Below are 20,653 nucleotides of genomic sequence, written 5' to 3' on the forward strand. Positions count from 1 at the left end.
AAGGTACAAGTATAGATAATTATACTTGATTGAGGGTGTGTGCCACCATGATAGGGGAAGACCCCTTGTTGATCACTCTTTATATCAGCTTGGTGCTCAGGCAAAAAAACCAATCCCTTAAACAAAAACTCCACCAGCGACAAAAAGCCGAGGCGGAAATTAACCGAGTATCAGCCCAATTCCATTCAGTATTAGATGGCCTTCCCTGTGGGGTTATCCTGCTGGATTAATACCTGAAAATAATCTGGCAAAACGGTAAATATCAATGGCTGTTAGCACCAGACAGGCTCGAACAGGCATATCCAAAGGTCGCGCTCACACAGCTTATCCAATCAGGGTTTAATGGTGAAGAATCACAATTAATCGAATTTTCTCTCGACAATAAACGCTGGAAACTGAATTTATACTTGATCTCCAGCAATATGATCTCCTTATTTATCGAAGACTACACCGAACCCTTTGAGTTGAAAAAGGTGAGCGAACTCTCGAGTCGCCTGGCATCCCTAGGGGAGTTGACTACGGGTATCGCCCACGAAATTAATAATCCCGTGGGGCTCATCAATCAATCCATGAGTCTGATGCAGGATATTATCGACGATATGAAACGTGCATCGCCGTCCACGACTTCGCAACCGCAGGTGCTGCAACAGGGACTTGAGGAAGCTGAATTATACCAGCCAATCGGTGCAGGAATCGGCTCAGCGCATTGGCAGTATCATCCACGATCTCAAACACTTCTCACGCTACGGACTCAGCAATGTTAAGCCTGTTGCACTCAACCATATTGTCGAAACCGCGCTGCGGTTAACCCATAACAATGTCAAACGGTTGCAGTTGCAGCTCTCACTCCATCCTCAACTTCCTGCGATTAAGGGGGACGAGCTGCAACTCCAGTTGTTACTTATCAATTTGATCCAGAATGCCTGTCTGGCGATGGACAAAATCCATCCATTGCTGACGATTGAAACCAGAATCGAAGAAGGTCGGGTATACCTTAAAGTCATCGATAATAGCTCTGGTATGCAGCCTCACATTCAGGCACGTATTCGCGAACCCTTTTTCACCACCCGTCGCGAGCAAGGAGGAACCTGGGCTTGGGCTTTCGACCACCAATAAAATTCTTGTCGAACACGGAGCCCAGTGGCTTATCCATTCGCAGCCCAATATCGGCACCGAAATGAAAATCTTGTTAGGAATGTGCAATGAAGCTTAGTCGCAATATTCTCGTTATCGATGATGAAACCCGCTGGTTGCGCACCATCGATATGTTGCTTAATCGGCATATTCCTGAGGCCAAAACCTACACCTGCGAAAACAGCCGTCAGGCTTTGCAACTTATCAACGATTTGGATATCGCGCTGGTGCTACTCGATCTCAATATGCCCGCCCTCGACGGTCGGCAATTACTGAGGGATATTCGCGAGCATGCTCCCTATGTGCGAGTGATCGTATTGACGGGACTCAATGAAACCGAAATCGCTGTAGAGTGCATGAAGCAAGGTGCCTACGATTTCATTACCAAAACCAGTTCGACCGACCAGCTACTGATAGGCGTGCGCCGCGCCATGGAGATGATTGGGCTGGAACGTCGTTACCATCAAATTAAAGAGGGTTTCTTTAATCGCATGAATCTGAGTGCGTTCGATAGAATCCTCACAACTGACATCAAAATGCACGACTGCTTTACTTTCGCTGCCGCGTTGTACGATAGCCACGAGCCTATTTTAATCGAAGGGGAAATAGGCACGGGTAAACACCTGTTTGCGGAGGCGCTGCAACAACAGCTTTGTCCAGAATTACCCTTGTTAACGTTGCCACTGGCCGACATCTCGCCGCAGATATTAGAGCAAAAACTGTTTGGGGTTGCCAATCAAGCGGGCTTGCTCGACATGGCAGGCTCAGGCTTTTTGCTGCTTGGGCATCTCGCGCTAGCGAGTGAGGAAACCCAAAGGGTGCTCACTCAACTGTGCCAACGCAAACGCTATTTTCCACAGGGTTCATTACAGGAAACCGCTCTCAAGTGCCGATTATTGTTTAGCACCACCGTGCCGCTGGAGCAGCTCGAGCAAAAGCATTTTTCCCACGGATTGCTCTATTGCCTGCAACCACAACGCATCAGACTACCGCCGCTCAGGGAACGGACCGCTGATATTGGTTTGTTATTACAGCATTTTAATGAGATGGCCTGCCAGGAGTTAGGGCGGGATTACCTCGCGCTGCCCCACGATCTCGCGAGCCGGTTGGAGCGTTATGCATTTCCCGGAAATATTGCCGAATTAAAGTCGTTAACTTTTACCGCGGCGGGGATCAGTAACGGTCAGGAACTGGCGCTCGCGCCTTTTTTAAGGTGTTAGAACAGACTCAACAGATACCTCAAAGTGAACGAATGACTTTTCCAGCGAATTTGCCCACCATCAGAGAACTCACAGAGCAGCTGATACATGAGGCACTCATTCGCACCAATAACAACCAGAGTGCCGCAGCCAAACTGCTAGGGATAACTCAGAGCGCTTTGAGCCGCTGTTTAGGCAATGCGTGCATGAGTAGAGAAACAGGCATCCAAAAACAAAAAGCTAGCGAGAATACATAATACCAATCGGTACATTTTTGTGTTAATGGCTGAGTTTGAGTTTCATCAACGCTTCTTTGGATAGGCCAGTGGATTTTATTACAATCGCGAGCTCCACACCGTTGTGAAGCAATTCAGAGGCTATTTTCAACGTAGCCTCACGCTGGCCTTTTTCAACGCCTTTTTCGATGCCCTTCTCGATGCCCTTCTGTTCCAGTTGCTCTGCTATGGTCATCAGTTCATCTCCGTGTTGCGGTACCCGTTGTGCCAACTGTCTTAGATAAGCTTGAGCGTCTATCGCGTTTCCTGCCTGTACCATATAGTTTATCAGCGATCTGACCTGCTGTCTGGTCATGTTAGTCGTCAGGAAAATGGTTACCAGCATGTCTGTTAGCTCAGACAAATCGCGTTGGCGAATGTGCTTTTGTATCAGTGTCAACGCGGCTATACTGCGATGCCGCATAATTTCATCATCGGGAATAATCGTCACATCAACTAGCGGAAAATCCTCACTGTACAGCTGTTGGGCCAATGCAGGATTGTCAAACAGCTGTAACCAATTGGTGGTGTTCGGACAGGGGCTAGGTTTGCCTGCATAAAACAACATCGGGATCACCAGCGGCAGTTGTTTATTTCCAGCATCAAGGTGTCGTTGCATCGCGGCAATAGCGTACCGCATCAGTCGGAATGCCATCTGCTTATCAGGTTTGCTTTGGTGCTCAATTAAAACATGAACATAGCCTGCTCCAGCACGGGTCTGTAGGCTGTAAAGCACATCACTGTAATACGCTCTCAGATCATCTTCAACAAACGAGCCGGATTCCAGTTTCAGCGTAGTAAGATCGCAAAGCGCCAATAACTTTTCAGGCAAATGCAGTTGGATAAAATCCCGCGCAGACTCTGGATACGTAAGAAACTGCTTGAAGGTTGCATCGTGGGGGCAGGTGACTTTGTTGTTGGCCTTTTTCATCAGTGTGGACTCTGAAATTTATCCGCACCAGTTTACTGGCTGTAACCTCTCGCGTTCCTCAATACCACCAAGCCATTAATTACTGCCTTCATCTTGCCTGTCTACACGTTATAACTCTCTATAAGAGGCGCTTTCTAAACAGCCGACTTAGTCATCGCGTTTCAGAGGGGTATCTCCTTTACGCCAAACCACCCCGCGAATGTAGGTTGGTTTGGCAAGGAGGTGATGACAGCGTTTCAGACGTTTTTCATGCTATCAGGCACTAAAATGCATCCGCAACGCGACTGGTGGTGCACCTACTCCATCATAGCGCCATCCAACGCAAGAAACGCCGTTGCTTTTCGATAAGCGTCGTCCATATCGTCCGCCAACGTTTTGGGGAACGGCAAGATCTTTTGCACCTTGGGAAACATGGCGCTCAGGCTCTCACGCACTTCAGGCTCAGAGGTCAAATACACATAACCCGCGCAGTAATCCCGCAGTTCGTTTTTATATTGCTTCATCCATCGCGATGCCTGCTTCTCTTGTTCATGCGGTTCTCTCTCATGTCCATGCCTTGCCGGAATCCACGCCAACGCCACGCGCTGCTGCTGCGTCAGAATGTGCGTCAATCCTGCCAGTAACCTGTCCGTGCGATTCGGCATCTCCAATGCGGGAAAGCGCAGGAATACCACGGGCCAGCGCGAACTGTCGAAAATTTCACTGTCCAGTTGCTCACCGGAATAATGATGTTGTTGGTTCATTTTATTCATCCTTTTCTGCTATGGGGGCACGCAATAGCCCCGTGATAATCAGTAATGCCAGCGCACCCAATGCGTAGAACCAGGGCCAGCTAATCCAGCTCACCATTTGCGCCCCTGCAATGGTGGCCAGCGTGCTGGCAAACCGTCCTACGCCGTAAAAAGCAGCGTAATCGGTGGCGGGTTGCGCCCCGCGTGACCACCCCAATATTCTGGCGCTCAGCGCCACAAAAATGCCGCTCACCGCCGCGCCCACCGCTATCGCTCCCGACATGGCGAGCCACGACTGCACCCGAACAAAACCAGTTGTCATCGCTGCCAATGCCAGCAAGGCCAGCGCGGTGAACGTTATTAGCGCACCGGAAAGCCCGCAGCGGCGCATCAACGGCATAGAGATAACGGCGGTGATCAACATGGTGATGGGCCCGAGCGTGCCGACGATCCCACCGATCTGCTCTATTGGCACATTGAGATCGAGCAGCATCAGGCGATTCAGTCCCGCAATCGGGAAGATAACGCAGCACGTTAACGTCAATAGTGTGAGTCGCTTGCGCTGTACCGGGTTACGCAGCAGCGCACTTAGGCTCGCGGCGTCCCGGCGCGTAGCGTTCGGTAGGTCAGCATGCGGTAGCTCTTTCATTAACAGCAGCACCGGCAATACCAGCAGTAAGAGAGAGGCCGCATAACACAGGAAGATGGCCTTCCAGCCATAGGTGTGAAACAACTCGACAAAAGCACCGCCGCCAATCATGGCACCTGTCAATAATGCACCCAGTTTGCAGGCCGCAGCACGCGGTCGCCAGGTTGGGTGAATGCGTTCTACCGCCAACCCGTCCAGCGCAATATCCATGGTTGCCATGGTGAATGCCACTGAATTAGCCCCATGGTCATGCCGAAGCCGATGTACAGCGCGCTAATGCCGAGCAGTGTGGCTAACTGCTCACCCGTGCGCAGTGACTGCGTGTCAGACAGTGTTGCTTGTTCCATCGGTATCGCCAGCGATAAGCCAGTGAGGCATACACCACGCGATCGTTGCCATAGTTACAGAAGTTATTGGACAGGCACGTGACATAGCGTTTATCGAACAGGTTATTGACGCTGACCTTGCCGCTTAATCCGTTAAGCGTTGGCGATCTTTTGCCGAAATCGTAACTGACTGACGCATCGAATACGGTGTAGCTCGGCGCATCCAATCGCGTGGCGTTGGCGGTGTAAACGTTAGGCGAATATCCCCCCACCTTGCTACCGACATAGCGCACGCCGCTGCCCACGGTAATCCCCTCCAGTACGCCGGAGCGGAAGCGATAATCCGCCCACAACGAAGGGGTGTAATCCGGAATGCCGATAGGTGCCTGCCCGACATCTGCACCTAATCCTTTAACCACTTCGGCGTTGGTGTAGGTCAAGGCACCGGTCACATTGATGTTATCCGTAACCGCCATCTTGCTTTCAAACTCAACGCCGCGTGAACGTTGTTCCCCGGTTTGGTAGGTGGTGTAAGGGTTGGCGGAGGTGACGACGTTACTTTGCGTGATATCAAAATAGACGAGCGTAAACAGCGCATTAAAATGCGTAGGTTAGTATTTTACCCCCCACTTCGCGCTGCTTCGCTGTGGTCGGCTTAAAGGCGCTGCCGCTGGCATCAGTACCATTGACCGGCAGGAATGACGTGGAGTAGCTGACATAAGGCGCAATCCCCATGTCAAAGTTGTAAATAAGCCCGAGCTTACCACTCACCGCTTCGTCATCTTGCACGCTACGGGTGTCATTCAGTCGGTTATCGGTTCTGGTTCGAATGGTGTCATAGCGCATACCATCCACCAGCGTCCAAAGATCGATATCGATCTGATCCTGCGCGTAAAAACCCGCCTGATTGTTGTGCTGCTTCTGATTGGTGATGCGCGCCAGCGTCAGGTTGGTCGCTACGCCATATATCGGGTTCAGGAAATCAATGGAGGGTGCACCGCCATAATCCCGAATTTGCGCCCAGTCCGATTGCTGATAATCAAAACCGAACAAGGCCGTGTGATACAAACGTCCGGTATCAAATTCAGCCTGAAGTTGCAGATCGGATGTCAGACCGCGCAACGTTTCATCCGTCCCCAGCGCGTAACGCGAGATAGTATGCCCATCGGCCCCCATACTGGACGTACCTACGCTCTTGGTCACTGTAGAGTGATCGAGATAGCGGAAGTTGTGGCGCACGCTCCAGGTGTCATTGATGCGATGCTCAAACTGATATCCCACCATGCTCTGCTTACGATCGAATTGATCAAACGCCGAATCGCCGTCGTTGAAATTACGGGGGATTTGCCCTGCCGGGCTGGGCCACAGTGAACCGACCGTGGGCAACACGCCGTAGTATCCCCCTTCAGGATCGTGCTGATAGCTCATGTTCAGCGTGAATGAGGTATCGGTATCGGGGATCCAGGTCAGAGAGGGGGCGACATAGACGCGTTCTTCTTTGGTATTCACTACCTGCGTGTCAGATTTCCGGCCAAGCGCGACAACACGATAAAGCAACGAGCGGTCATCGTTGAGCGGCCCAGCGGAATCCACACAGAGCTGCATCCGGTTATGGCTGCCGTAGAGCATCTCAACCGCGTGCTGCGGCTCGCTGGTAGGCACCTTGGAAATCGCATTGATCAACCCGCCAGGCGTCACACCGCCATACAGCGTGGACGATGGGCCTTTGAGGAATTCAATGCGCTCGATACCATAGGTTTCAATCTGCGGAATGGCATAACCGCCGCCACGCAGTAAACGTAAGCCATCAAGATACTGGTTGCTGTCGGTCGGTGAACCGAAACCACGAACATAAGGCAAATCATAACGCGATGCCGAGCCGCGAACTTCTGCCGCCACGCCCGACGAATAGCGCAATTCCTGAACCAGACTTTGCGCGCCCTGCGTGTCAGCCTGTTCGCGGGTAATCACGCTGACCGACTGCGGCGTTCTCATCAGCGGGGTGTTGGTTTTGGTACCAGAGGTGCTGTTGCTGGCAAGATAACCCACTACCGGACCCAGTCGGCTATTTCCCTGCGCCTGAACCACCATGGTGTCGGGCGTTCCCCCTGATGCAGTCATCGCTGAAGGAGGCAATACATAAATTTGCACCGTGGTTGCATTACTAAAGCGGTAGCCCAGCCCGGTGCCATTGAGCAGGGTTACCAACTCCTGTTCTGCGCCCAGCGTGCCACGCACGGGTTTGCCAATGGCGGCCATTTCCGGCTCTTCACGGAAAACAACGGACAGGCCAGTGATACGCCCAATGTCGTTCACCGCCTGAGTGACTGATTTCGCCGGGAGATTGAAACTGAATTGCTGCGCTGCTTGCTGCTCAACCTGCGCTGCGGCGCAGTGCGCACCACTAAAGCTGGTCAATAAAAGGGTGGCGAATACGTAGCCTGCCTGGTGTGCTCTTTTTTGTTTCATTAGAAGGGATCCTTATCTCGTGTCATGAACTGCGAGCGCGTTAATAATAATAATTATCATTTGCACTATCACTACATTCACGAATGAGAAAACGGATCACTGAACCATGAAAATGAATTTTTTAATCAAAAAAATCACAAGACATTGTAAAATATATTATTTTATGGAGAGAGAATCACCAGCCGTTCAGTGACTTTGTGCATCTGAAACCCGACGCTGGCCTGCAACGACGCCAATGCCGCATCGCTATCCACCAGCGAAAAGCTGCCAGTCACAGTTTGATTGGCCAACGCAGATGCCGGGATGAGAATACGCCCGGGACGATAGCGTTCCACCTCACGCACCACATCAGACAGCCGAGTACGATAGAACACATAACGTCCTTCACGCCACGCCATTTCATCAGCAACATTCACGCTGACAGGTGCATGGGTTCCGCTGGCGCTAAACCATACCTGCTGTCCGGGTTTAAGCATGGTGGGAGTCACAGCCCCACCCGCTGTGACCGCAACACTTCCCTTTGCCAGGGTCACCAGAGCAGCAGTATCCATCAAACGTACATCAAATTGCGTACCAAGCACCCGCACGTCACCCGCCGCCGTTACCACCACAAAAGGCGTCTGCGACGGCGTGACATCAAAAAAAGCGGCACCGCGCAGCAAATGGACGCGCCGTCCTTGCGGCGTAAGCTCGACGTTGAACGCGCTATCCGCATCCAGCAATACCCGCGAGCCATCTGCCAGCGTGACGTCTCGACGTTCGCCTTTGCTTGCCACGTGGCTCGCTGTCGCATTCTGTATCCAGTAGGGATTTTCCAGCCAGAGCATCCCCTTCAACACCAATGCACAGCAGGCGCTGGCCGAAACCAGCCACCGCCTTGCGCGTCGATGACGTTTTTCCTGCTTGATTGCCGTGAGATAGACCGCCAGCGCGTCAGACTCCTTTTCCGCCAATCGCTTGCCCGGTGCATCGGTTGCCTGCCACACCGCCTCGACCGCGCGATATGCTTCATCGTGCGCGGGGTTACTCTGTCGCCACTGATCACAGGCAATTCGCTGAGCGCGCGAAGGATTATCCCGCAGAGAAATAAACCGGTCGCGCGCTTGTTCGCGGATCTGCGTCTCAGTCGGTGTCATCGTGCTGGCCTCCTATGCGCGCTTCGCAGGCAGCTACAGCCCGCGCCATGTGTTTTGCCACCGCTCGTGATGAAATCTCCATCACCGCAGCAATTTCCGAGAAACTGCGACCATGAACCCGATTGAGCAAAAAGATATGCCGCGTTTTTGCGGTAAGGCAGCCAGGATTTCATCAATATGATGGATGTTCTGCTGTGCGGATACAATGTCTTGCGGCGACTCGGCTTCCTCAGCGTAGTGCTCGGGCAGCACGCCCTGAAGATAGTCCGCTTTGGTTTTTTCCGCTCGCAAATGGTCAATTGCCGCATTGCGGGCACAGCGGGTGAGATAGGCAGCAGAGTCACCTTTCAACTCAATCGCCTTTTCCCACAAGCGCAGAAAAATATCCTGCACCAAGTCACTGGCAATATTACGGCACCCCACCCGACGCCGGATCTGCCGTTCCAGGCGTTCATGCTTTGTGAGGTATAGCGCGGCGAGATCCTTGCTTTTGTCGGTCATGACGTCGAGCCTCGAACGGTAGTAAAAACAGTTCCGAACCGCGCAAGGATCCTGTGCAACAACGCGGGAAGAATGGGCTGAACGGACGGCAATTATTGCTGATGTTATCAATCGTTTCCAGCAAATAAAAATGATAATCAATGTATTACGTTTAGTACGGTTATCGCTCGGGTGGCTTGCAGTGGAGATATGCATTGCATGGGATTATCCTACACTTAGTGGTGAAAACACGCACAGGAATCCCATTTACCTATTAAATGACGCGAGATTACGTTATGGAATTAAAGGATTATTACGCCATTATGGGCGTAAAATCGACTGACGCTCTTAAGACCATCAAGACCGCCTATCGTCGATTGGCCCGCAAATACCACCCGGATGTCAGTAAAGAGCCCGACGCCGAAGCACGGTTTAAAGCCGTGGCTGAAGCGTGGGAAGTGCTGAGTGACGAACAGCGGCGAGCAGAGTATGACCAACTGTGGCAACACCGTAATGATCCGCAGTTCACCCGGCAGCCTCAGCAGGAAAGTGGCCAGCGCTATAAGGCTGAAGACGTTGACGATCTTTTCTCCTCTATCTTTGGTCAACATGCACGCCAGTCACAGCAATCCCGCGCAACCCGTGGTCATGACATTGAAATCGAAGTCGCGGTATTTCTCGAAGAAATCCTTAGCGAGCACAATCAAACCATCAGTTACAGGCTACCGGTATATAACGCCTTCGGCATGGTAGAGCAGGAAATTCCCAAAACGCTCAATGTGAAAATACCGGCAGGTGTGGGCAACGGTCAGCGCATTCGCCTTAAAGGCCAGGGAACGCCGGGTGAACAAGGTGGGCCGAATGGCGATCTGTGGTTGGTTATCCATATTGCTCCGCATCCACTGTTTGATATTGTGGGCCACGATTTGGAAATTGTGGTCCCGCTTGCCCCTTGGGAAGCAGCACTGGGCGCAAAGGTCACCGTACCGATACTGAAAGAGAGCATTCTGCTGACGATCCCTGCGGGCAGTCAGGTAGGCCAACGGTTACGTATCAAAGGTAAGGGGCTTATCGGTAAACACCATACCGGCAATCTGTACGCCGTGATAAAAATCGTGATGCCACCGAAACCGGATGACAGCATCAGCACCCTGTGGCAACAGTTGGCAGACGCCCAACCATCCTTTGATCCTCGCAAAACATGGGGGAAAGCATAATGTCTACAGTAACCATCGCCTTTACCGTTTCTGAGTTTTGCCTACATACCGGCGTTTCGGAAGATGAACTGAGTGAAATTGTCGGCCTGGGGGTGATTGAACCTCATGAAGATGAACACTCATGCTGGCAATTTGACGATCGTGCAGCCGCGATTATGCAGCGCGCCCTGCGTTTAAGAAGGCAGTTAGCGTTAGATTGGCCCGGTATCGCCGTAACCCTGACATTATTGGAAGAGAACGCGCAGTTGCGCCAAGAAAATCGACGACTGCAACAGCGTCTATCCCGCTTTATTTCACATGTTGGATAAAGCCAGCCTGCGTAGCACGGTTTAAAATCCGTAGTAATGTGCTACGCATCAGAGTGCATCAATGATAGTGCGGTGCCAGCTCTTCTTCAGTAGGGCTGGTCATCCCTTTAATGTAAGTATCGGTGTTCACAGTATTACCCATCTGTGCGAGGTAGCAAATCAGCATGTAAATTTGTTGTCAGGCCATATATTGGCTGTGGTATTATTATAATTAACCTGGTTATTTTATAATTCGCCATCTTATATCATTATTAACCACAAATAACTTATTCGTACAAAAATTGCTTCATTTCAGGTCAAAGGCATATGAACATCTCTTATAAAAAAATCAAAAAACAAATATTTTCGAAGAAAATTATCCTTACCTCAATTATTCTCTCTATAATGTTTTTTATTTTTTGATATATGTTATGGGCAAGTAATATTTCTCGAAATACAATACTGATAAAATCCCTTCCAGAGCTTACAATTTATATCACGTTTGCATCGACTCTGGGGCTTATATTCGCCGCAAAAGTAGCTTATCAACGACCACTGGGAAAATCACCAAAGTATATTTTTGAAGTTTTTTTTAGCTGGTTCTGCATGGGGTTTGTTTTAATACTCAATATTTTTGATGTCTACGTCTACCTTTTCCCTGACGAAGTGATTACATATACCTCAGAATATGAAATTGTCTTTCCAGGTCCGTCGAGAGGGAAAAGCGGCCGCTGTGAAGCAGGATTATGGGTAAAAGACAGGCACACAAACCAATGGAAACAGTTATGTATCAATCAAAAGATACTGTTAACCAAAAGAAAACAAGGCATGACTTATCTACACATGATCTTTACTGATCCATAATCACCATCATACAGAGTATCAGGGCGGTTCCCCCGCCCTGTCGTATAGATCCTGCGTTATAGAGTTTCACCATTGGTCGCGGTAACATCCTGATACCAGTAGAAACTCTTCTTACGGTAGCGGGCCAGCGTGCCGTTACCATCGTTATCCTGATCGACATAGATAAAGCCGTAACGCTTGTTCATTTCTGACGTCGATGCACTGATAAGATCGATGGGTGCCCAAGAGGTATAGCCCATCAGCTCCACGCCGTCTTTCACCGCCTCTTTCATCTCTTTCAGATGCGACTGGAAAAACGCAATGCGGTAGTCATCATTGACCTGATGATCTTCGTCGATCTGATCTACCGCACCCATGCCGTTTTCCACCACGAATAGGTGGATCTGATAACGATCGTACATATCATTGAGCGCAATCCGCAGCCCAACCGGATCGAGCTGCCAGTCCCATTCGGTAGTTTTCAGATAGGGGTTTTTCACACCACCGGCAATGTTACCGCCCACTTTATCCATCTTGTCGGCGTTGACGCTGGTGACCAGAGACATGTAGTAGCTGAAGGAGAGGAAATCCACCGTATGCTGTTGCAGGATCTCTTCGTCACCCGGCAGCATGTTGATGTGGATGCCTTTTTCCGCGAAACGGCGCGTCATGTGGCGCGGATAGCGTCCGCGAATCTGCACATCACTAAAGAAGTAGTTGAGCTGGTTTTCGCGGTATGCCAGCAAAATATCTTCCGGCGCACAGCTTTCCGGATAGGTCAGCAAGCGAGTCAACATGCAGCCAATTTTTGCCTCCGGGCAAAGACGACGACAATGTTTTACTGCCAACGCGCTGGCAACAAACTGATGATGCAGCGCCTGATAGATCACGGTTTCAATCTCATCATTCGAGAAGCGCTCCGGCACAATCCCGCCAGTGGTAAACGGGTGACAGATGATGCTGTCGATCTCATTAAACGTGAGCCAGTACTTCACCTTATCTTTGTAACGCTCCAACACGGTAACGGCGAGTTTCTCAAAACAATCCACCGTCTTTCTGCCATTCCACCCAGCAAAATTGTTGACCAGATAGATCGGCATTTCGTAATGGGACAGTGCTACCAGCGGCTCAATACCGTTATTGCGCAGCTCATCAAACAGTTCGTCATAGAAACGTAGCCCCTCTTCATTCGGCTGCTCTTCAACACCAGTGGGGAAGATACGTGTCCAGGCAATGGAGACGCGCAACACCTTAAAGTTCATCTCGGCAAACAGGGCAATATCTTCACGAAAGCGGTGATAAAAATCGATACCACGGCGTTTAGGGTACGCGCTGGTGTCAGTGGCGGCGATAGCGTCGGGAATCTGCTCATCGGAGATTTTATAGTGCTTCTCATACTCTTCACGTTTCAGGTTCTTTTTGTGAATTGCCATATCTGCCCTGGACAGCCCTTTACCTCCCACCTTCCACCTGATTGGCCGCCAGTGCGCCTCCCCATAAAAATCCTTTTGGAAAACCAGTAATTGCTGAATCTTTCATATTCTCTCTCCCATTGATGATTAAACGATAGCGCTAAACAAGGTCATTAAGGTGTTGCTGTTATTTACGCGATGTTGTTCGGTGGCGGAAATCGACTGATAGTCATCGGTATTGGCGATTACCACAGGCGTTGTCACATCAAAGCCTTTGGCGATCAGCGCCTCAAGATCGAAGGTCACCAGCAGTTGCCCTGTGGTCACACGATCCCCTTCACTGACATGGCTGGCAAAATGCTCACCGTTGAGTCGTACCGTGTTGATCCCGACGTGCACCAACACTTCCACACCATCATCAGAGGTGATGCCGATGGCATGTTTGCTGTGGAACAGTTTTGATACCACGCTGTTTACCAGCGACGTCACTACCCCTTCAGAGGGGAGAATTGCGATGCCTTTACCCATGATTTCACTGGCAAAGACCGCATCCTTAACCGAGGTGAGCGGCACGACAGTGCCATTGAGCGGTGCCACCAGCGTGATGCCCGGTAACAGGCTTTGTCTACCCGCAGTCGTCAGAGGGGCAGAAGGCGTTGTCGTTTTTGACGTTTTTGCCGTTGCTGTCGACGACTCGCCGAGTGACTCATCAAAGCCCAGCAGGTAGGTCAACAAGGCCGAGAGAGTGAACGACATGCCGATTCCAATCAGGTAATAGGCAAACGTGGTCGTCATAAACGCAGGCAACGTGGTCAATGCCGGGAAGACATAGGCCATAACCGTGGTGCCCATTGAACCGATAAAGCCACCCGCGACCGTCCCGGCAATCAGCGATGCCACCAGCGGGCGCTTATATTTGATAGAAATACCGTAGACGATAGGCTCGGTTACGCCAGCAAACAACGCGGGCACCATGCTGGATAGAGCAAAGGATTTCAGCTTTTTATCTTTAGCTTTCAGGAACACGCCAAACGCAACCCCCGCCTGCGCAAAGGTCGCTGCGGCCGTAGCCGGTTTGATGGTGTCAAAGCCACGCAGCGCCAGGTTATTAAGCATCACCGGCACCATGCCCCAATGCAGGCCAAAGATCACTAGCAGCGTCCAACCACCGCCCAGGATCGCCCCGGTCAACATGCCGCTCACGCCGTTCATGTAAGCAATGCCCTCACCGATACCGTCCCCGAGGTAGACACCAATCGGTCGGACGGCAATAACAATCACCGGCACCATTATCAGCATCCCCAACATCGGCACAGCCACCATTCCGATGCTTTGGTGAATCAGACGTTTTAGCAATCGCTCCAGATAGGAGTAGGCCCAGATAGCCAGTATCGCTGGGATCAACGTGGAGGAATATTTCATCAGCACCACCGGAATCCCCAGAAACTCGACAATGTCCCCCTGTTTTGCCATCAACCCGGTGAACGTCGGTTACAGAAATGCACCGACAATCGCCACGGAAACAAACGGATGTGCATTGAACGCTTTAGCACAGGAAAATGCCAACAGCAGCGGCAGGAAATAAAACACGCTGTTGCTCGCTGCCGCCAGAATTTTATAGGTACTGCCTGCGGTATCAATAAAGTGGTAGGTCGAAAGGATCACCAGAAATGCTTTCAGCATCCCGGCACCGGCCAATGCAGGCACAATTGGCACTAAAATAGAGGACATTTTATTGAACAAACGTCCGACCATATTGCCTTTCTTCCCATCGGATTCGCTCTCACTATCAGAGGGGGCATCACCTTTAATGCCAAACTCCTCCACTAAAAGGCGATATACCGTAGAGACATCATTGCCAATCACGACCTGGTATTGATTATTGCTTTCGACGACCAGAATAACGCCATCCAGGTTATCCAATGCGGCTTTATTAAATTTAGTGCCATCTTTTAGTGAAAGTCTTAAGCGTGTAATACAGTGAGTTAACGAGCCAACGTTCTTTTCACCGCCAATAAGCTCAAGTATTTCCCCGGCAAGTAAACGAAAATTACTCATGGGCTGACCTCGATAATAGTCATCGTCGTATTTTTATTACAAAATGAATAAGCAACTGTTTAAGCGCTTGTAGTAAACCCCATCATGAAAACTGTCTTTAAACGTTATTTCCTCACATGTTCAATATGTATAGAAAGAAACATCATTTCATCATCGGTTAGCGAGTGGCCATAATCATGGCTAATAAATTTATTCACGCGTTTGGCGCATTCATAGGAGGCAGAATATTTTAATACCACAACGTCATGCAACGAGCTGTAATCGCTGGTGACATAAGTATTACTCAGTAACCGATGCGCAAAAAATTTCAGGTGAGTAACAAACCGCTGAAAATTGATTGAGTCTTCTTGGTATTCAATTTTGAAATGGTATTTAACAATGTTCAGAATATCCTGAATCACTTTCGATACGGCCTTTATATCCGGCATCGCACCGTCTTTCTGCGAGTTCAACAGATGTAGGGCAATAAACCCTGCTTCGTCTTCAGGCAACGCCACGTGGAGTTGGGCATTAATTTCAGCAATCGCCCACTGACTGATGATAAACTCATTACGATAAAGGCGCTTAATATCCCACAGCAGCATATTTTCGACATAAGTACCCTGCCAGGTTCTTTCGATAGCAAAACTCAAGTGATCTAGCAAAGAGGCATAAACGCTTTTGTGAATTTTTCTGTCGAGTTTACTGGTCGCCTGCTTAACGATATCCAGAACGATATTAAACAGCGCATCAGGAACATCCTTAAATGCTTCGCTGGTTTTATCGATGCAGTTCTCTTCATCAAGTCGAAATATTTTTTGAATACAGGCCTCATCGACCAGGTCATCGGTTTTTTTGTTAAAACCAACGCCTTTTCCAATAACAACGCACTCCTTGCCGCTAAAATCGCGTGCAACGATGACATTGTTATTCAGAACCCGCTGTATTCTCATATTCTACCCAAAAAAAAAGCAAAACCTAAAAGAGTCTTTTATCTCTTTTAGGTTTTACCTGTTATTCAAAGAGTAACAATCCATGCCTGAGAATACACCATAACCCAGTATACCTTGCAAGTAGGAGATGTTTGATTTTCGTTTTATTGTGATGATTATCAAGCATTAACAAGAGATTTACCATACCCTACAGCCTGCATAAAATATGGCAACAAAAAAACATCCCTGTCTCAGTTTTTTCGCTCTCAACGCGGGTCGAGCGGTTCCAACCGATCCCGAATCTGCTCCCGCCAGGTAGCCGACAAGGTTTCAATCTGATAAACCGCTTCCAGCGCCTCTCGGCTGGCGGCCAGATCGAAAATGATATCCTGCACGCGACTCAGCGGCCATTGACCGTAAGTGCGCTCCAACAGATCAAACGTGGCACCCGCGTAAACCTCGCCCTCCTGCAACACGCGATAGAACCAGCCGTTGCGGGATTGCGCATGCATTAAGGCCGGTGCGGCATTATCTTCCAGTCGCCCCGCCATGGTATTGCAGGCAATACGCCCCCAGGATACCTGAAGCAGCGCTGTTCCCACGTTGAAGATATCACCCGCGCACACGCTCTGTTCAGTCATCCCCTGCGTTGAAAAATTTTCACCAAAAATGCCCGGGGCGTCAAATAGCGCAGCGCGATCGGGGTACTTAGCGCGCCAGAAAGCATAGTGTTCCCACGCATAGTGTAATAGAGCACAGTCCGGATCCGGGTAGTAGGTTTTATCCCCCTGCTCAGTTTCCAGACCGTGAGAGTGAATCCAGGCCCGCTCGCTAAACACCTTCTTCCCATGAGAGGTAGTTGTTTGTTTCGCATTGCACAAAATACGGGATAACGTTGCTGTGTGTTCCATAAAGCTTCCACGTTCCATAAAACCTCCACCCTCAATGCAGGTGCTCCCCAAGACAATCAGAACTTGTAGGCAATTCCCGCCCAGAAATTGCGCCCTTGCTCAATGAACCCTTCGTTATAGGCATACTCGGTATTGAACAGGTTATTGACCGAGGCATTGACGCTGACACCACGGCCCACGTCGTAATCGGCACGCAGGTTGGTCACGGTGAAGTCAGAAGCACGCTGTTTCGCGTCACTGCTGTTGTAAGCCGAGGATAGTGCTTCCTGCGACATGGTGAAGCTTAAGGTTTCGCAAGGCTTGAAGGTCATCCATGCCACCAGCGTATGCGTCGGCAAATCGGTCACTTTACCCACTTCGTCCTGTTTCACATCAGCATGAATCAGGCCATAGCTCAGGCCAAGGTCCAGCATCTCCGTCACGCGCCCTTTTACACCTAGATCCAGGCCGGTGTAGTCCACGCGCCCGCTGTTACGGTTTTGCAGGGTATTGGCATCAATGGTGTGCCCCAGAATCGCATCATTGACGCGGTTATAATAGACGCTGACATCATAGGCCCAGTCGCGGGTAAAGGTGCCGTTCCAAGTCACATCAATGGCTTGCACCCGTTCTGGGTTCAAGTGCGGGTTCACCAGCACCGTCTGGCCGTTATAGGCGGGTTTCGAGGTGGTGTAACGCTCTTTGAGCGTGGGGAAACGTGTACGATCCGAGAAAGAGAGCGACAGCGTATCTTCATTGGCGAAGTGATATTTGGTCATCAACTGCCAGTTAAAGTCATTCTGGCTATTGTTGGCGTAATGGGTAATATCGCCGCTTTTCTCGTGTTTCATGCCCTGACGACTGTCGCGCAAGTCATAGCTGATACCGGCCACCACGTCGAGATTATCGGCCGCGGCCCATTGGTATTCACTCGCCAAAGACCAGGTACGATCTTTGTAGCGGTCAAACGGCGCATCGACAGCCCCTCGTTCCCGATGCACATCATCCTTCTAGTTCACTGCAAACGAGAGCAAATCACTGGTGCGCACATCGGCAGCAAGTTGCAGCCCGGCCCCGTTAGTGAAATCGGAGTAATGGCTGTAATTTCCTTTACGGTTATTCAGGTCGGCCAGCGATTGATACATCATCAGCGTATTTTCGAAGGTATCACGATAGAGACGGCTCTTCAGGGTATAGCGATCGCCAAGCTGTGTGGTGCCCTGATAGTAGTAGCTCTCTTTATCATACTCCAATAGCGGGACTGCTGGCCGCTGTTGCCCGAGTAGGGTGGGTTCTCTTTGCTGCCGTCCTGATTGATATAGGTAAATATGTATTCGTCATTTTCGCACGGGGTAAAGCCCACTTTGACGATCCCGCGTTTATCATCCGCCGCGGAGTTGATCATCTTGCCATTCTGACCGGCAACCGGATTGTCTACGCTGCGCGGCAGGCCGAGAAAATCCTGTTTTACCCGGCTACCGCTGAGCTGGATATAGCCCGTGTCATTACTGGCACCCAGTGATGCCCGGGTGTCGAAGGCGTTTGTTTTGCTGCGAGTCCAGCCCTGACGATATCCCACGCTGGCTTCCAGCGGCTTGGTTGGCTTCTTGCTGGTGATATTGATGGCCCCGCCCATCTGATTCGGGCCTTGCAGCAACGACGAATAGCCTTTGGACACTTCCAGCGACGCCAGATCGGAGGTAAGGAAACGCCCTAAATCCAGATTGCCGTCATAAGGAACATAGACCGGTACGCCGTCAAAATAGACCGGCACCTGGCGGCTATCAAAGCCACGTACCTTGACCTGCTGTTCATTACGTACGCCCGATTTTTGCAATACCACGCCAGGCACCACGCTAAGCGCCTGTGCCACATTGCGTTTATCCAGCTTTTGTATGGTTTCCTGATTAAGCACCGTGGTGGTAGCCGCAGGCACCGGGCTCGACCACACGGTCATGGTGTCGCTTTCCAGCCCAGCAACAGCGTTATGCGCGAAAGCAAGCGACAGCGCGGTGTAAAGATAATTTCTCTTAAATCTCATTGTTATTATGTCCTTTTTTTATTTTCACTAATGCGGCGCGTAATAGGGCGTCGAGGTCACAAACAGCGTGATGCAACAATCGAGATAATCCGGCAGGGTGGCGAGCGTGATGCAGCCAGTCAGCGCCAGCGTGCAGGCAGGCGCGAGGGTGGGGGCAAAGCGGGCAATATTCGCTGCTTGTTCAGGGGTAAATTTGTCGAGTTGTATGTAATCAGGTGCCGCAAGCAGCGCTGCCAATGCCTCGTCCGGCGTGTCCGCCTCCACCACGATCTTTCTTTCCGGCGCATGGCGGCGCAGTTGGCTGACCATGGCAGGCCAGTCATTAGCATTCGCGAGAAAGCGGCGGTGATTGGCAAACAGCAGGATGGTTTCACTACAACCGGCGCGATGAATCAACCCGCCAGCGGCCCGCACTGCATGCGTGGCGAGCAGCTTGGTGCCGGGGATCATTTTGCGCGTGCAGGCGATATGCCCGTCAGGATGGCGCTGGCGCAGCAGTTCCAGCATGCGCGCCAGATAGCCAGATACGCCGCAGCTCCATTTCAGTACATTCTGTACCGCCTTCCATCCCTGATGCAGCGCCGCCGCTGATCCGCTGGCATACAGCAAGGGCTGCCCAGCAACCACGTACTCGCCATCACTCACCGAGGCCGTCACATTCACCCCGAGTGACGTGAGCATCTGTCGTGCAGCGGCAATCCCGCTGACACAACCACCCTGCCGATGAAAGAAGGTGATATGTCCTGGCTCTGCGCCAATACCGAGCGCCTGGGTCGTCAGATCGCCACCCTGAATATCTTCGAGCAGCCAGGCGTCGGTGAGCGCCTGCGCAAGGAAAATCATGATGTTGCTCCGAGCGGCACGCTGTCCCAATAGATCAGCGCCCAGTCACGGATTGGTGGCGCAATCGCGCTGACATCCTGCTGCTGATACCAGCGATACAGCCGCTCACGCTCCTCATCGCTGAGTGTGCCGAAGCTCCATTTCACGTTTTCTTCGAAGCGTGCATAAGTGCTGTTATCCTGCTGGCAGTTTGGCCCACGGATAAAATCGACTTGTGCATAAATCCCCATTTGATACAGCACATTGAGGGCATAGATATAGTTAGGCAGCTCCACCACTTAGCGCCCTAACGCCCGCTGAATCACCGGTGACATAAACGAGGTGCTGACCAGATGTGTGGTATACACACGCAGTCGTGCCTGCCGGTTCAACTTCGCCATTGCCTGTCGCATATCGGCCACCAGCGTCGAACGCGACGCCACCGCGATATCACACACCGGCAGTTCATCCCAGCTTTCTTCCCAGGCACGACGCACCCAGCTCACGTTATCTGCACCTTGCTGCTGCGCACGACGGGCTGCCACCGCCAGCATGCCCGGGCTGTAATCCACGCCATATAACGTCTCCAGGTTATCCGCCAGCGCCAATGCCACGGTGCCCGGACCGCACCCCATATCAAACAGCGACTGCGCACCGCGCAAATCAATCTTCGCCACCAGCTGTTGCAGATAGCAGTCCTGAGGCGAAGCACAGTTTTCTGCCATCTTCTCCGCCCGTTTATCCCAGTGATCGGGCGTTTTTTCGGTGCGATGCGCCAGCGCCAATTGCTGGCGGTAAAGGTCTGCAAAATCAATATCATCAATCAGCATTGCTATCCCTTC

16 protein-coding genes and 4 pseudogenes are annotated in these 20,653 nt (G+C 51.0%); 5 read left to right on the forward strand and 15 right to left on the reverse strand.

Translation table 11 applies throughout. The annotated features are described in order from the left end of the window. Positions 1-654: 654 nt before the first annotated feature. The 3 genes from CS369_RS07745 to CS369_RS25095 all read left to right on the forward strand — a co-directional run bounded on the left by CS369_RS07745 (position 655) and on the right by CS369_RS25095 (position 2,590). Positions 655-1,116 carry an ATP-binding protein gene (locus CS369_RS07745; RefSeq protein WP_196906642.1) on the forward strand — a complete coding sequence of 154 codons (462 nt, stop codon included), beginning with the start codon at positions 655-657 and terminating at the stop codon, positions 1,114-1,116. Between the two features lie 86 nt (positions 1,117-1,202). Beyond that, complete coding sequence (locus tag CS369_RS07750; protein WP_196906643.1) at positions 1,203-2,354, forward strand: sigma-54 dependent transcriptional regulator; 1,152 nt, start codon at positions 1,203-1,205, stop codon at positions 2,352-2,354. A gap of 32 nt (positions 2,355-2,386) precedes the next feature. Beyond that, a complete protein-coding gene (locus CS369_RS25095; RefSeq protein ID WP_196906644.1) occupies positions 2,387-2,590 on the forward strand; it encodes a helix-turn-helix domain-containing protein in 204 nt (67 codons plus the stop codon). A 22-nt stretch (positions 2,591-2,612) separates the two neighbouring features. On the opposite strand, the gene CS369_RS07760 is transcribed toward CS369_RS25095, so the two are convergent. The 8 genes from CS369_RS07760 to CS369_RS07795 form a co-directional block, all read right to left on the reverse strand. After that, entirely contained in the window at positions 2,613-3,539 is a 927-nt protein-coding gene (locus tag CS369_RS07760; protein WP_196906645.1) for an Rpn family recombination-promoting nuclease/putative transposase, read from the reverse strand. Between the two features lie 296 nt (positions 3,540-3,835). Beyond that, positions 3,836-4,282, reverse strand: coding sequence for a hypothetical protein (locus CS369_RS07765; protein WP_196906646.1), 447 nt, complete (start codon positions 4,280-4,282; stop codon positions 3,836-3,838). Between the two features lies 1 nt (position 4,283). After that, positions 4,284-5,150, reverse strand: coding sequence for a hypothetical protein (locus CS369_RS07770; RefSeq protein ID WP_196906647.1), 867 nt, complete (start codon positions 5,148-5,150; stop codon positions 4,284-4,286). Positions 5,151-5,211: 61 nt separating this feature from the next. Then, the gene (locus CS369_RS24545) at positions 5,212-5,838 is read right to left on the reverse strand and encodes a TonB-dependent siderophore receptor (protein WP_196906693.1); all 627 of its coding nucleotides are present in this window, start codon (positions 5,836-5,838) and stop codon (positions 5,212-5,214) included. Between the two features lie 4 nt (positions 5,839-5,842). Next, on the reverse strand, positions 5,843-7,714 hold the full coding sequence (locus CS369_RS24550) for a TonB-dependent siderophore receptor (protein ID WP_196906648.1): 1,872 nt from the start codon (positions 7,712-7,714) through the stop codon (positions 5,843-5,845). Between the two features lie 161 nt (positions 7,715-7,875). After that, positions 7,876-8,850: a FecR family protein gene (locus CS369_RS07785; protein WP_196906649.1), complete on the reverse strand. Its 975-nt coding sequence runs from the start codon at positions 8,848-8,850 to the stop codon at positions 7,876-7,878. Further along, positions 8,837-8,980, reverse strand: a complete 144-nt coding sequence (locus CS369_RS25100; RefSeq protein WP_196906650.1) for a sigma factor-like helix-turn-helix DNA-binding protein — start codon at positions 8,978-8,980, stop codon at positions 8,837-8,839. The genes CS369_RS07785 and CS369_RS25100 overlap by 14 nt, the downstream gene beginning before the upstream one ends. Then, positions 8,932-9,546, reverse strand: coding sequence for an RNA polymerase sigma factor (locus CS369_RS07795; RefSeq protein ID WP_196906651.1), 615 nt, complete (start codon positions 9,544-9,546; stop codon positions 8,932-8,934). Before CS369_RS07795 ends, CS369_RS25100 begins: the two co-directional genes overlap by 49 nt. Positions 9,547-9,626: 80 nt before the next feature. On the opposite strand from CS369_RS07795, the gene cbpA reads away from it, so the two are divergent. Together cbpA and cbpM are read left to right on the forward strand one after the other, a co-directional pair. Further along, positions 9,627-10,547: a curved DNA-binding protein gene (cbpA, locus tag CS369_RS07800; protein WP_196906652.1), complete on the forward strand. Its 921-nt coding sequence runs from the start codon at positions 9,627-9,629 to the stop codon at positions 10,545-10,547. After that, entirely contained in the window at positions 10,547-10,855 is a 309-nt protein-coding gene (gene cbpM / locus CS369_RS07805) for a chaperone modulator CbpM (protein WP_196906653.1), read from the forward strand. The genes cbpA and cbpM overlap by 1 nt, the downstream gene beginning before the upstream one ends. A gap of 899 nt (positions 10,856-11,754) precedes the next feature. Here cbpM and CS369_RS07810 read toward each other — a convergent pair. The 7 genes and pseudogenes from CS369_RS07810 to CS369_RS07840 form a co-directional block, all read right to left on the reverse strand. Continuing rightward, positions 11,755-13,216 (reverse strand): annotated as a pseudogene (locus CS369_RS07810) (glycoside hydrolase family 1 protein). Between the two features lie 20 nt (positions 13,217-13,236). Beyond that, positions 13,237-15,147, reverse strand: a pseudogene (locus CS369_RS07815) (beta-glucoside-specific PTS transporter subunit IIABC). A 104-nt stretch (positions 15,148-15,251) separates the two neighbouring features. Continuing rightward, positions 15,252-16,079, reverse strand: a complete 828-nt coding sequence (licT, locus tag CS369_RS07820; RefSeq protein ID WP_196906654.1) for a BglG family transcription antiterminator LicT — start codon at positions 16,077-16,079, stop codon at positions 15,252-15,254. A gap of 245 nt (positions 16,080-16,324) precedes the next feature. Continuing rightward, positions 16,325-16,987: an MOSC domain-containing protein gene (locus CS369_RS07825; RefSeq protein ID WP_196906655.1), complete on the reverse strand. Its 663-nt coding sequence runs from the start codon at positions 16,985-16,987 to the stop codon at positions 16,325-16,327. Between the two features lie 38 nt (positions 16,988-17,025). Further along, a pseudogene (locus tag CS369_RS07830) lies at positions 17,026-18,989 on the reverse strand (TonB-dependent receptor plug domain-containing protein). A gap of 27 nt (positions 18,990-19,016) precedes the next feature. Further along, the gene (gene modD, locus CS369_RS07835) at positions 19,017-19,832 is read right to left on the reverse strand and encodes a ModD protein (protein ID WP_196906656.1); all 816 of its coding nucleotides are present in this window, start codon (positions 19,830-19,832) and stop codon (positions 19,017-19,019) included. Further along, positions 19,829-20,641, reverse strand: a pseudogene (locus tag CS369_RS07840) (class I SAM-dependent methyltransferase). Before CS369_RS07840 ends, modD begins: the two are co-directional and overlap by 4 nt. Positions 20,642-20,653 lie beyond the last annotated feature (12 nt).

Origin of the sequence: Candidatus Symbiopectobacterium sp. 'North America', from assembly GCF_015762685.1 — a bacterium.
GTDB lineage: Bacteria > Pseudomonadota > Gammaproteobacteria > Enterobacterales > Enterobacteriaceae > Symbiopectobacterium.